Source organism: Mojavia sp., from assembly GCF_059505145.1.
This window is the reverse complement of record NZ_JCACKA010000035.1, coordinates 167,957-180,945: the sequence shown is the minus strand read 5'-3', so window position 1 is coordinate 180,945 and position 12,989 is coordinate 167,957. Positions and strand designations below refer to the sequence as shown.

Here is a 12,989-nt window from a genome sequence, read left to right as displayed (position 1 = left end):
CGGCATTTATTTCTAATCTTAGCTCGTTATCAAAGATCCCAAATGGGTTCTATAGATTCGTCAGAAACAGTCGGTGCGTCATCCGAAGCAGCAGTAGTTGGAGCAGCCTACGAAACACTAATCAATCTTTACCCAGGCGAAGCAGCCGCATTCGAGGTACAAAAGATTAGATCCTTAGCAGAAATTCCTGACAGCAAAGCTAAAGAAGCTGGTTATAATTTAGGAGTACGTGTCGCTAATCAAATACTGGAATCACGAAGTAATGATAGCGCACCAGAAGCATTTTTTAAACCTTATACAGTGCAACCTACTCCTGGGGTCTGGCGGCCGACTATTAACAGTAGTACAGATGAAATTGGAGGTGACGCATTATTGCCTGGGTGGGGTGATGTTACTCCATTTGCAATATCTAGTGTAGAAGATGTTTTAGAGGGTACTGGAGTGGATGGGCCCCCAGCATTGGATAGTATCCAGTATGCAGAAGAATTGGAACAACTTCGGTTATTCGGTGGTTTAGAAAATACTGAGGTTACTCAAATTATCCGCACCCCAGAGCAAACTGAAATAGCTAAATTCTGGTCTTATGATCGCTCATCTACCTTTGGGGAACCTTATAATCTAATCGCTCAAGATGTAGCATTACAACAAGGCAATACCCTGGCAGAAAACGCCCGATTGTTTGCACTCATGAATATGGCTATAGCTGATGCCGGTGTCGTTGCATTTGATGTCAAGTATACTTACAATCAATGGCGACCTATTACTGGCATTCGAGAAGCTAATACGAATGGTAATCCATACACGATTCAAGACCCTAATTGGAAATCACTGCTAGACACCCCACCACATCCTGACTACATGGCAGCGCACTCTGCATTAGGCGCTGCTGCTGGTACAGTTTTAGCTTCTTTCTATGGCACTGACAACATAAGTTTTACTATCCCTTCGCAAGAATTGCCTGGTGTTGCTCGTTCCTTTCAAGGCTTTAGAGATTTTGTGGAAGAAAATTCCATCAGCCGTTTTTACGGTGGGATTCATTTGTCCTCATCGAGTGAGGCTGGGTTAATTGCAGGTACATCTGTAGGAAATTACGTATTTAATAATGTGTTGGTGTAGTGTAACTGAAAGTTTTATCTACATTGTTCAGCAGTCAAATTGAGCAGTTCTTAATCATAGGGTAGGTCTAAGGTGTTAGCCAATTACCTTATTCATACCTACCCTAATTTGTAATTCTATTACAACTTCCAAGACAAGTTAATCGAGCAATTAGCTACTTAAATTGCAGCTAAATTCTATTTTCCATATTTTAGGGTTCTCCAGTTAACTAGTTGCATTCGCAGTAAGCATTACCAAAACTAATTAAAGCAAAAGGATTATGCGACAAGTAATTGTAAATACCAAATCTTATGTTGTTTTAGTGCTGTTAGCTTTATCTGCCTACTTGATTACTTTATTTCTTGCACTTTTTTGCACTCCAGCTCCTTTAGCTAATCTTCTAGGTTTATTTGCATTACTTGCTTATATAGCAACATTAGTACCAAGTATATATAAAACAGTTTTTCCGTTATTTAAAAATAGTAAATCTATGATGTTTTTACTTAAAAAACGCCGATATATAGGAATTAGTGCTTTTTATTTTGGATCAAATTATGGTTTATTAATGTTAATACAAAAAAATATTAATTTGCTTGACCCTCTAACTTACCTTGAATATTTTCAAGGTATATCTATACTATTCATTTTTACTATTTTGGCAATTACGTCAAATGATTGGAGTGTAAAAACACTAAAACATAATTGGAAAACAATACATCAATTAACTTATTTAGTAGTATTTTTTTGCCTTGGCATATTTTAGATAAAATGTCACTAAGTTGGAGTTATATAACACCATTTGCGGTACTATTGTCATTAATAAATATCGGATTTTTTATAATTTCTTGGTTAAAATATAGGATAAAAGATTAAAAGTAAATTTATTGAAATTTATTTATAAAATATTTTTTTAGCATCACTAATTATAATCAGACATGAACTTAATTTTACTAAAAAATAAGTTTTTGGATTTTTGTCAACAGAAGCATTCTTTTTTTTGAGCGAGTTAAATGGAATTCTACACAAAAGAACTTAATTTGTTTAAAATGCTGCTAAATACTCTCAAGGCTGATTTTCAAATTATTTTCGAGCAAGACCCGGCTGCAAGCAATTGGCTGGAAGTCTTGTTTTGCTATCCTGGTTTGCAGGCACTATTTTTTTATCGAGTAGCTCACTGGTTGTATTGCTTAAGGTTGCCGTTAATTCCCCGCTTAATTTCGCACTTTGGACGTTTGTTGACAGGAATAGAAATTCATCCAGGAGCGATAATTGGCACCCATGTGTTTATTGACCACGGGATGGGAGTTGTGATTGGAGAGACTGCGATTGTAGGAGACTACGCCTTAATTTATCAAGGGGTTACTCTTGGTGGTACTGGTAAAGAAACAGGTAAACGCCACCCCAGCCTTGGAAAGCATGTCATCGTAGGTGCTGGGGCAAAGGTTTTAGGAAACATCGAAATTGGCGATCGCGTTCGCATAGGTGCAGGTTCTGTTGTTTTACAAGATATTCCTTCTAATTGCACTGTAGTAGGTGTTCCAGGTCGAATAGTTCGCTCTTCTGGAAAATCAACTGGTTTTCTTGCTCATCAAAAGTTACCAGATCCAGAAGCCGAAATTATTTATTCGTTGTTTAATAGAGTGCAAATTTTAGAGCAAGAGATTGAGCTTTTGAAGGTATTGTTACTTCAAAATAAAGATAAGTCTGCAACAATTGAATTGTTCAAAACTTCCTGTTAATGAAGTTTGTTAGATAACTTTAGCTGCTACTTCTAGCTATGAGAAACAACTAACACTCACAATCAAAAAATATCTATTCAATGTGATACTGCCATAATTATAAGTTTGATTCAGGCAAATATCAGGTTAAATGTAAATGCTGTTAAAGCCATGTCAAAATTTACTGCTAAATTAAATGTCTTGCTAGACATTAAGTTTTGCATTTAGTATCCAAGTTACTGTTTTAAAACTACTCTTCACTATTGAATTTATGAAGTCTTATCTAGCTGTCGCCATTCAAATGACCAGTGTGCCTAATCTAGAACAAAACTTGGCTGAGGCTGAGAAACTAATCCAGATGGCTGTGCATCAGGGTGCTAAATTAGTGGGTTTGCCAGAAAACTTTTCCTTTATGGGAGAAGTGAACGATAAGCTCGCTCAAGCAGAAGCGATCGCTTCTGCAAGTGAAAAATTTCTCAAACAAATGGCTCAACGTTTTCAAATTACCATTTTAGGTGGTGGTTTTCCAATCCCCGCAAATGAGCGAGGGAAAGTACATAACACTGCTATACTCGTTGATCCTAGCGGGCAAGAAATTATTCATTATCAGAAGATACATTTATTTGATGTGAACGTTCCTGATGGCAACAGTTATAGAGAATCCAGCACTGTTGTACCTGGAAAGAATTTACCTTCAATGTATTTTTCGCAAGAGTTAGGTAATATAGGAGTCTCTATTTGCTATGATGTACGTTTCCCTGAACTATATCGGCACATAGCAGATAAAGGCGGAGATATTATATTTGTTCCCGCTGCTTTTACTGGGAAAGACCACTGGCAAGTGCTACTGCAAGCAAGAGCCATTGAAAATACTTGCTATATTATTGCTCCAGCCCAAACAGGGCTTAACTATGCTCAACGCCATACCTACGGACATGCAATGATTATTGATCCTTGGGGAGTGATTTTAGCTGATGCTGGCGATAAACCAGGAGTAGCGATCGCTGAAATCAACCCCTATCGTCTTGAGCAAGTTCGCTCCCAAATGCCTTCGCTACAACATCGAGTTTTTACATAAGCCAAGTTGTTAGTTACTCTTATGGGCAATCTGGGATAGTTAAGAATGGCACTAATAAAAGCCATCTGACCAAGGGCGGCTAAAAGTTTGCGGGTACGCAGGTCAAATTCTGTAGGCGAGATAATATTGAGTGCCTGTGCTGCGTGTAGTGCTGCTAAATAATCTCCCAATCCCCAGAGAGTTGCGCCTTTGACATCAGAGCGATCGCTTACTAACCCTGTTGCAGACTGATAATTAGCTTGAAAATATGCCCAAGCCGCCGCCGCATAACGTTTTTGAATGACTGTTAAAGGTTGAGCCAGCGCTAGATCAGACGATGGTTGCGGTTTCCCCACTGGCGGAATCGGTGAAATTGTCACTGCTGCTGGAGTAGCGGGTGGATTAACTTTAGCTGTGGGAGTAGGAGTTGGAGTTGGAGGCGTGGTAGCTGATGGTTTGGATTGCGACTGTGAAGGCGCAAAACTGACTCCACTAGGGCCAATAAGTGGGCGATTACCTCTAGCTTTGTAGTACAAAATCTCCATAATCAGCCCATTGGTATTACCCGTCAGAGCTTTATTTGGTTGTTTCGATTCCTCATACAGTCCAGCATAGAAGCCACCACCATCAGGGCTACGCAGATTCTTCACTGCATCAAAAATTTGTTGAGCATAAGCGTTATTGGGAAAAAGATAACGCCAGCCAAATGCTGCTTTAGTGCTGATGCTGTTTATGGTATTAGTTATGATAAGTTGCAAGGAATTCAGATCCCCGACTTATTCAAATAAGTCAGGGATCTATAAGTCCTCAGAAATAATCATTCTGTTCTCTGCCTTATTGTGCTTTTACCCCTGACCAAACTGTGAGTGGCTTGCCAACTTGTTTATAAAGCAAACTCTCAAGAATGACACCATTATTATTAGCTGTGAGACTTTTATTCGGCTGTTTTAAAGATTCGTAGAAGCCGTTATACCAGCCTTGCTCAGATTTAAGATTCGTTTGGACGAAATTAAATAATTGATGGGTATAAGCAGTGTTATAAAGTACATGCCAACCAATAGCAGCTTTGGCACTGAGAAAGCGTAAATTGTTGTGTTTTTCTCTGGTATCTGTGATGGTAGCCCAAGGTTCGCCATTAACAAACAAGCTGCCATAAACAAAGTAGGGAGGACGATCTAAGTTATCTTCTGTAACAGCAGTTAATTGATTTGTAGCCTGATAGCGAGCTTCTTGAGCAGCTAAAACTCGATCCGCATAAGTTTTAGGTAAAGCTTGAAACCCAGTTTCGATACCGTCGAGAATATAGGGTTCGCTAAGAACGTAGTTGTTAGCTCCCGAATTTTCATAGTTACGCTGGTCATAGGGTACTCCCTTGCCGTAAAGATTGGCAAAGGCAGCGTGAGACTGGTAATTTAAGGCTTGTTTGACATCCAATCCCCACAGTTTTAAACCATAGGCGGCATAATTTTCATAGCCTAAGCGGCCTTCTTGCTTGTACTGTTCTTTTCCTTTAACGACAGCAGTACCATACATTTGGCCATTTTTTGTCAGACGTGTAACTCGCCAATGCTTCCAGACAGCTTCTGTCTGTGGTCGCAACTGGGGATACTTTGCCCCGACAATTTTTAGCCAGATTGCCAACCGTCCTAAATCAATAGCTGACCACCCAATTTCTTCCCGTTTTTCTAGTTGACCATAATTCACGGGTATCAGGGTTTTAGAGTTGTAGACTTTGTTGGGCAGTTCCCCTTTATATAAAGGTATAGATGCTAAAGTCTGCAACATCTTGCTCATCTTGGCATCAAATTCAGTTGCAGATACAATTTTGAGTTCTCTAGCACTGACCAAAGCAGCGCAAGCAGCTGCTTGATCCCACATAGTTACAGAAGCAAAACCATCAACAGAATTGACTAAGCCTGTTTCGTCGTTCCAGTTGCGCTGGAAGTATAACCAAGCTTGATTGGCGATCGCAATTTCTTTTGGTGTTAATACTCCCACCCCAGGAGCAACATAAGGAGTTTTGGCAGTTGTCAGTTGACTAGGAGGAAGAGTTGTACCAGGCAAAACCAAGGATTGGTTGTCAAGTTTGGCAACTTCTATAGGTTCTTGACTAGAAGTATCAGATTTAGCTTTTAAAATTTCTGTTTTTTGCACAATAGAAGTATGAGACAAGTGCCCAGACCAATAATTTAGACCAGCGATCGCAATTACAGATGTAACCACCCCTCCAACAGAAGCTAGTAGTGACCAGCTTTTAGGCGGTGGCTCGAAATCAGACGTCATTTATATTCAAGCCTCCTTGTATTAATTAATACTAATTAACTAAACATAGCAATTTCTCTTGCTAACAACTATAAAATAATACACATTATAGTTAAAATTTCAACCGTAACTGCCCTGTAAAATAATTGTTATTGTAAGCACTTCCTCCAGTATCTAGATTGCGGACATTACTAAATCCATAGCCAAAGTCTGCCTCAAAATTGGGTGAAAGCTTGGCAGTACAACGAGCTTGGTAACTATTGGCGTTATCGATTTTACCGTTCAGTCGCTGTTGACCTAGATTGGTAGCAAGACGGCAACTTAAAAAATTAAATATATCTCCCTGCCAAGCTAGTTCAGCATTATAAACGAGAAAATCTGGTGGCGAAAAATACCCACTTTGACGTTCTAGATTGCGTGCGTAGTTCCACGTAAACAAGTTAGCTGCTAGGGAAAACTGACCAAATTTACGCTCTAATCGACTAAAAGACTGATGCTCTGAATTATCATCGTTATAACTGCTAAAGCGATATAACGAAAAAAAGCTAGTGTCACCATCAATCTGCCAAAACAAATTCGGCCCAAATCGCCAAGCAGTAATTTGATTTTCTAAAGTTTGAACATTGAACTTATAGGGCCCCTGTTCTAAATTGCCTGATAGAGTTAAAAGTGATGTTAATTTGCCCGATGGCGAAACCTTTGGCGGTATAATAACTATCTCTGCATTAGCATTTAAATTAATAGCTGTGGGTAGACGATTAAACAGATCAACTCCCATTGCTGTTTGCAGTTTTACATCTCCTATTTTGCCTTCCCAACCCAGTTGTAAGGGAATATTAGTAATTGATTCACTACCAGTTTCGCTAAAAGAATTAAAACCTGTTTTCAACCGTATTCTGTTACCATTTTGCAGCCGAAATTGAGCCGTTGGTTCAATAAATTGTTTGCTTTGACCAAAGTTATTACTATCGTTGCGAAAGTCTGTTTGGATATTTTCCAAAACCGCAAATGGCTGTACTGGTTGCGTTGTAGTTGGTGGTGGTTGTAATTTTTCTGGTGGCGGTGGTGGGGGTGTGGGTGGTACTACACGCAGACCAGGGCTGAAATTTTCTGGTGCAGCAATTAAAATAGGTGGTGGTGCGAATTGATAGCCAGTTAAAGCAGAATAGCTTTCAATGCGACTGTGAAATTCTTTGTTTAGATTTTCTAAGTTAGGAACAGTCGTAATTTGTTCTTTTACTTGTGAAAGTGAGTTTAAGTTTGCATCTGGTTGCGAAGCTTGTAATTTAGTTGCGGATAAACTCCAAAAAGCAAAACTCCAGATTATTACCAATTGCAGCCGTAGGTACAGCAAAATAAATCTTGGGCAAGAAGTCTGCCAATAGACAGAGAAACAAATTCTCAAAGTGTCTGTCATTTACTGTCAAGACCGCTTGTTGTAAGGTTGAGTGTCAAGCGATCGCTTAACCAAAGTCAAGGTTGCTCGGTTCAAGTGATTACCCCTATAACCATAAATTAAATAGATATAATAACTATTTATTTTTCAGTTCAGTGAATTATTCTCGTTATACAACATCAAACCTGAAACCACGCTGTTAGGGCTACCGCCAAAGCATCGGCTGCATCATCTGGCTTGGGAATTGCATCTAAATTTAATTCCCGCGCCACCGCCTCTTGCACTTCGTACTTTTCGGCATTACCATATCCGGTTAACGCTTGTTTAATTTGGGCTGGGGTAAATTCTACATACGGTAGCCTATGTTGTGCTAAAACTAACATAACTACACCCCGTGCTTGTGCAACCAAGATAGTATTTGACATACGATAGAAGAACAATTTCTCAATGGCAACCAAATCAGGTTGCAATTCCTTTATCAGAGTGTGCAAATCGTCAAATATGGTACACAGCCGCTGCCCCATTTCCGCATTTGCAGGCGTACTGATGACACCAAAATCGAGCATATTGACAGATGTGTCTTGTACCTTGGCTTGATTTTGTTGGCAGGTAATGACTCCAAATCCTAAAATCGCCAGTCCCGGATCTAATCCTAAAATTCGTTTATCCATTACACTTAACTTTTACCAAACAAGGGTGTTGTCTTACTGGGAATACTGGCAACTTTGACGGTTTACTCAAAGTCTAAGGGAATTGAAAATTGTAATAACTCTACGCTTGGTGTTTAAACCACGTAGTGTACATTTTCTGTTAATTATTGTTTGTACCATTGCTCCGAATCAGGTATGTCAATCGGTTTTCTCAGACAAGCCCTCCACGCCTTGCAACAACAGTCACGCAGCCGCACTTCCTATCGTGTTAACCAGTGGTTCAAGTGGTTATCCCCTGGGCTATCGGTCAAACGCTGGTTATTAATTAGTGTCGGGGGTGTACTGCTTGCGAGTTTGGGGTTAGCTATTTGGATTAAGCTGACCCCCATTTTTTGGACAATAGAGTTGCTTAGAGGGTTTCTGGGATTCATCACCGATATCTTACCCAACTATATCAGTGGGCCTTTGGTACTGCTGTTCGGTTTACTGTTGCTACTTTGGGGGCAAAGTCGCACTGTAGGTTCAATTACTAAAGTACTAAGACCAGAAGGCGAAGAAGAACTTATTGATGTGCTTCTGGCACATCGCCGATTGTATCGAGGCCCGAAAATAGTCGTTATTGGCGGTGGCACAGGTCTTTCTACTTTACTGCGGGGATTGAAAACTTACAGTGCCAATATTACAGCAATTGTCACTGTAGCTGATGATGGTGGGTCTTCTGGTCGATTACGCCAAGAATTTGGAGTCCTACCACCAGGAGATATTCGCAATTGTTTAGCAGCACTAGCAGATGAAGAAAAGTTACTAACAGAATTATTTCAATACCGCTTTCGTGCTGGAGATGGCTTAAGTGGTCATAGTTTTGGCAATCTGTTTTTAACAGCGATGAGCGATATTACTGGTGACTTGGAACAAGCAGTTGCAGCTAGTTCCAAAGTGCTGGCGGTACGGGGACAAGTCTTGCCAGCAACCCTCAGCGATGTTCGTCTCTGGGCAGAATTGGCCGATGGTCGCCGGATTGAGGGAGAATCGAGTATCCCCAAGGCTGGGGGTAGAATTGTGAAGATTGGTTGCATTCCTGCTAATCCGCCAGCTTTACCAGCAGCTATTAAGGCGATTAAAGAAGCTGATTACATCATCATTGGCCCTGGGAGCCTTTATACTAGTTTGATTCCTAACTTGTTAGTGCCAGAGATAGCTGACGCGATCGCCCAAACAGATGCCCCCCGCATTTATGTCTGCAACATCATGACTCAACCAGGAGAAACAGAGGGATACACTGTTTCTGACCACATCAGATCAATTGATGCAGCTTGCGGTCAAAGACGATTATTTGATGCTGTACTGGTACACAAAAAACCACCTTCTGCTAAGTCACTGCTTCGCTATGCCCAGCAGAATTCCCATCCCGTCTTTTTAGATCGCGAAGCTGTAACTTTGTTAGGGCGAAGAATTGTCCCGGCTAATATTTTGTTTGAAGATGAAATTGGTTGTGTACGTCACAATCCTCAAAAATTAGCACGGGTGTTGTTACGGTGGTACAGTGGAGCTCATCATGGTAGATGAATTCAAAATTGAGGAAACAGGGCGATCGCATCTCAACTTCACTAAAAAAATTGTGCTTGCAGATGCAGAGGCAACTTTCAATTTAGGTATTGCTTTTGGTCAATCTTTAACGGTTGGCAGTGTAATTTTACTTGAAGGCGATTTAGGTGCTGGCAAAACTACTTTGGTGCAAGGTATCGGCAAAGGTTTGGGAATTACTGAATCGATTGTAAGTCCTACCTTTACTCTGATTAATGAGTACACACAGGGACGTCTCCCGCTTTACCACTTGGATTTATATCGCTTAGAATCACCAGAAGTCGCTACCTTAAACTTGGAAACTTATTGGGAAGGTTTTGAGGTTACGCCGGGAATTGTGGCGATCGAGTGGGCAGAAAGGATGCCCTACAAACCAAGTAGTTATATTAGCGTATATTTGACTTACGGCAATGAAGGCGATCGCCAAGCTGAAATTACTCTTTGCAATTGCGCCCTTAGTGAAGTAATCGCTACTCTGTAATGTTTTCTTTACCTCCAGCCCGCGCCTTGCAAACCACTTCATTGAGGCTGAGTCTAAGGGTATGAGGTTGCAAGGCTTTTGCACAAATACACCCCTACATCTTCATACCCTACCCACCCAAACCTTTGATTTTCCGTTTTCATGCATAAGTCCTGACCATTTCACTTTAACGTCGCTACAAATAGGCAGCAGGGGGGCTGGAGTAAATAATTTGTAGCGGTCAAAAAGAGAATTGGCACTAATATTTTTACTCAGCGAGAAGTTAGAACGGCGGCTTCTGCTGCTCGAACTTCAATGACTCAGCAATTTTTCGAGCCAACGATCAGCATTACAGCTAAGAAATCTTTACTTACTTTATCAACTTTGGCAAATAGTCAAGAAAGGATTTTATACTCGTTCTATCTGCCGCTACCACGCTCATCGCACATATTATTGAACATTGTTGCCGTATTTATGTGATTAACAGTAATTGGACACACACTAATATCTACTAAGTTTTTTGCTCAGTTCAGGAATTCTTAGTAGATGCAGTGTAAATTTCTCAAAAACATCTCAAGAGTGTTCTTTTTGGCAGGCGGCATCTAGGTAATACCAGCTTTATCAATACCTGCATTTCAGAAAAATTTCGGCTAAAAATTAGTTACATTTCTCCTTCCAATATTTCTCAAATTTGTAATCTGCGATGATACTTGTCCATCCTTAATGATTTCATCATATGGATGATTGGGTGTTGAGATAATCGTTAGCTTTCTATTGGTATAAATTACCAAACACTAACAATTTACTTAGTGCAATACTTGTAGAGGCAGCTATTATTTAGAAGCTTAAAGGCAGATTTAAGGTGTATGTATTCAGGATATATAAACTCAGGATTACTTGAAAACAGAGTTTTTACAGAACTTTATTAATTTATTTATTCTAGTTAGCTCTTATATAATTACTTAGAAAGCAAATTTAAATACCTGAATACCGAAAGCTAATTAAGAAAAGTTAAAAAAATAACAAATTCTAGGTAAACATTCTTATTTATCTATAAATTAAACTAATATGCTTCAGTTAGTAATTTTCAGTTTTCATATAAACCCGCAGGAACCAATACCTGGGGCTGTCTTGATAAAACCAGCCGATCCTTGAGGGTAACGGCTACCGTTAATTGAAGCGTATTGTCTCAGGAGCTATATATAAAACTCCATATCAATGATTAATGAAATTAATTTATTAAGATTTTTTGAGAAGATATTCTTATATTATATATAGAGTAGTGCAGTAAAAGCAAAACTAACTATTTTAGCTCGTATGAATACGCAAAAATCTCGTAGTTTACGAGATTTTTATCAAACAAGGTGAAATGTATATGTTGCTAATATACTTACAAACTACATTTGTAAATCCTTCTTCCCTGTTCCCTGTTACCTACCTCAACGATTAATTTTACAAATCATTTAGGATTGCTATATAAGTATATGCACTAATTAACAGCAATAAAAGAAGCGATCGCATCTTTTACTCTAGGGCCAAAATTGTCTCTAGTATAGTAAATACGGCCTTCATTAATAAATGCATGTGTAGCGTCTAGAAATTGCTGAATAACATCCTGATGAGCATTATCCATATCTTCACTAAGTTTTTTACCTATATACTTATTTACACGCTCGTCTGGTGGCAATACAACGCGAGTGTCTTTATGTGTCTCATTTAATTTAGGTTTAAATTTTTCATTTAATTCAAATTGAAGACGTAAGTAACGTTTAGACTCATATCCACCCATGATTTGCCGACAAATAGTGCTATTAATTTCAGATGTAGGCTCCATAAAGATATCAGTAATATGTTGTGCCCAATCTAATGGTTTCCATCGGGTTATATCCTCAAATTGATATGGTTCACCAGTTTGACCAGTACCAATAGAAAGGATAGCAATATCTTCAAGCTGTAGATTCTCCAATTTATATTTTCGCTTCGTTTCTGAAGAGACAAGCTTATCTGAAGATTGACTAATCCGCATCACTAAACTGAGGGCCGCCAAAGCAGGGTTATTAGCCGATACTCCACCATCAATGTGAGGAAATACCCAATTACCAAACTTCTCTTTATTGACAGGTTGTAATTTATAAGGTGGAAAAAACGTAGGCGCTGATGAAGAAGCGGCACATATTTCCCATAAAGAACATTCATCGTACCAACGGTATCCCAAATCTGGGTGACAATTCGTAAAGAATGTTGTGTTGCGATAAAGCGTATCGTAAGCAAGAATTAAAATAATGGGGCTACTAATATCTTGAATTGTGCTGGTTCCTAAATTATTTATCAGAACTTTAACTAGGCCCTGATGAGAATATTTAGTTGGTGACAGTGCTTCAAGAATAGGTTGTATTGCGGCAGGAAATATTTTATAGCGGTTTTTTCGTTGAATAGGGAATATATGTTGACCCTCGTTAACATATAGGTCGATTAATTCTGCACTCGTTTTGCCTAAAGAAATTCCTGCTGCTAGAATTGAACCAGTAGAAGTACCAGCAATCATATCGAAGTATTCATGTAAAGCCTGACCTTTATGTTTCTTGATCTGGCGTTCAACTTCTTGAAGGATACGTGCTGTGATGACTCCACGCATACCACCACCATCCAAACAGAGGATTTTGAATGACATAGTGATTCTCCTAACTTACATATATAGTGGTTGTTTCGGGCATAGTATTTTAGGGAATGGATTACCCTGATAAAGTGCTTGCATAACAAAATGAGC

Annotated in this window: 11 protein-coding genes; 6 read left to right on the top strand and 5 right to left on the bottom strand. The window is 39.3% G+C overall.

Going from position 1 to position 12,989, the window contains the following annotated elements; genetic code table 11:
• The 4 genes from AC5JL8_RS06335 to AC5JL8_RS06320 all read left to right on the top strand — a co-directional run.
• Positions 1 to 1,116 (top strand): vanadium-dependent haloperoxidase (locus AC5JL8_RS06335; RefSeq protein WP_495878924.1); only part of this gene is annotated, 1,116 nt, incomplete at its 5' end.
• A gap of 259 nt (positions 1,117 to 1,375) precedes the next feature.
• Positions 1,376 to 1,858: a ferric reductase-like transmembrane domain-containing protein gene (locus AC5JL8_RS06330; RefSeq protein WP_495878923.1), complete on the top strand. Its 483-nt coding sequence runs from the start codon at positions 1,376 to 1,378 to the stop codon at positions 1,856 to 1,858.
• A gap of 286 nt (positions 1,859 to 2,144) precedes the next feature.
• Positions 2,145 to 2,834, top strand: coding sequence for a serine O-acetyltransferase (gene cysE, locus AC5JL8_RS06325; RefSeq protein ID WP_495878937.1), 690 nt, complete (start codon positions 2,145 to 2,147; stop codon positions 2,832 to 2,834).
• Between the two features lie 250 nt (positions 2,835 to 3,084).
• Positions 3,085 to 3,891 (top strand): carbon-nitrogen hydrolase family protein, encoded by an 807-nt coding sequence (locus AC5JL8_RS06320; protein WP_495878922.1) that lies wholly within the window; start codon positions 3,085 to 3,087, stop codon positions 3,889 to 3,891.
• Here AC5JL8_RS06320 and AC5JL8_RS06315 read toward each other — a convergent pair.
• The 4 genes from AC5JL8_RS06315 to ruvC form a co-directional block, all read right to left on the bottom strand.
• On the bottom strand, positions 3,831 to 4,628 hold the full coding sequence (locus tag AC5JL8_RS06315; RefSeq protein WP_495878921.1) for a DUF3131 domain-containing protein: 798 nt from the start codon (positions 4,626 to 4,628) through the stop codon (positions 3,831 to 3,833). The two genes, AC5JL8_RS06320 and AC5JL8_RS06315, sit on opposite strands and share 61 nt — an antisense overlap.
• Before the next feature lie 76 nt (positions 4,629 to 4,704).
• The gene (locus AC5JL8_RS06310; RefSeq protein ID WP_495878920.1) at positions 4,705 to 6,153 is read right to left on the bottom strand and encodes a DUF3131 domain-containing protein; all 1,449 of its coding nucleotides are present in this window, start codon (positions 6,151 to 6,153) and stop codon (positions 4,705 to 4,707) included.
• Positions 6,154 to 6,244: 91 nt separating this feature from the next.
• The gene (locus AC5JL8_RS06305) at positions 6,245 to 7,549 is read right to left on the bottom strand and encodes a hypothetical protein (protein ID WP_495878919.1); all 1,305 of its coding nucleotides are present in this window, start codon (positions 7,547 to 7,549) and stop codon (positions 6,245 to 6,247) included.
• Positions 7,550 to 7,707: 158 nt separating this feature from the next.
• Positions 7,708 to 8,199, bottom strand: a complete 492-nt coding sequence (gene ruvC, locus AC5JL8_RS06300; protein ID WP_495878918.1) for a crossover junction endodeoxyribonuclease RuvC — start codon at positions 8,197 to 8,199, stop codon at positions 7,708 to 7,710.
• 174 nt (positions 8,200 to 8,373) lie between these two features.
• On the opposite strand from ruvC, the gene AC5JL8_RS06295 reads away from it, so the two are divergent.
• The gene (locus AC5JL8_RS06295) at positions 8,374 to 9,744 is read left to right on the top strand and encodes a gluconeogenesis factor YvcK family protein (RefSeq protein WP_495878917.1); all 1,371 of its coding nucleotides are present in this window, start codon (positions 8,374 to 8,376) and stop codon (positions 9,742 to 9,744) included.
• Positions 9,734 to 10,243, top strand: coding sequence for a tRNA (adenosine(37)-N6)-threonylcarbamoyltransferase complex ATPase subunit type 1 TsaE (gene tsaE / locus AC5JL8_RS06290; protein WP_495878916.1), 510 nt, complete (start codon positions 9,734 to 9,736; stop codon positions 10,241 to 10,243). Before AC5JL8_RS06295 ends, tsaE begins: the two co-directional genes overlap by 11 nt.
• 1,468 nt (positions 10,244 to 11,711) lie before the next feature.
• On the opposite strand, the gene AC5JL8_RS06285 is transcribed toward tsaE, so the two are convergent.
• The gene (locus AC5JL8_RS06285) at positions 11,712 to 12,893 is read right to left on the bottom strand and encodes a patatin-like phospholipase family protein (RefSeq protein WP_495878915.1); all 1,182 of its coding nucleotides are present in this window, start codon (positions 12,891 to 12,893) and stop codon (positions 11,712 to 11,714) included.
• Positions 12,894 to 12,989: the final 96 nt, after the last annotated feature.

Coding starts and splice junctions, on each gene's coding strand:
- ruvC (WP_495878918.1), bottom strand. CDS start 8,199: ATGGATAAACGAATTTTAGGATTAGATCCGGGACTGGCGATTTTAGGA.
- AC5JL8_RS06310 (WP_495878920.1), bottom strand. CDS start 6,153: ATGACGTCTGATTTCGAGCCACCGCCTAAAAGCTGGTCACTACTAGCT.
- AC5JL8_RS06305 (WP_495878919.1), bottom strand. CDS start 7,549: ATGACAGACACTTTGAGAATTTGTTTCTCTGTCTATTGGCAGACTTCT.
- AC5JL8_RS06295 (WP_495878917.1), top strand. CDS start 8,374: ATGTCAATCGGTTTTCTCAGACAAGCCCTCCACGCCTTGCAACAACAG.
- AC5JL8_RS06320 (WP_495878922.1), top strand. CDS start 3,085: ATGAAGTCTTATCTAGCTGTCGCCATTCAAATGACCAGTGTGCCTAAT.
- AC5JL8_RS06330 (WP_495878923.1), top strand. CDS start 1,376: ATGCGACAAGTAATTGTAAATACCAAATCTTATGTTGTTTTAGTGCTG.
- tsaE (WP_495878916.1), top strand. CDS start 9,734: ATGGTAGATGAATTCAAAATTGAGGAAACAGGGCGATCGCATCTCAAC.
- AC5JL8_RS06285 (WP_495878915.1), bottom strand. CDS start 12,893: ATGTCATTCAAAATCCTCTGTTTGGATGGTGGTGGTATGCGTGGAGTC.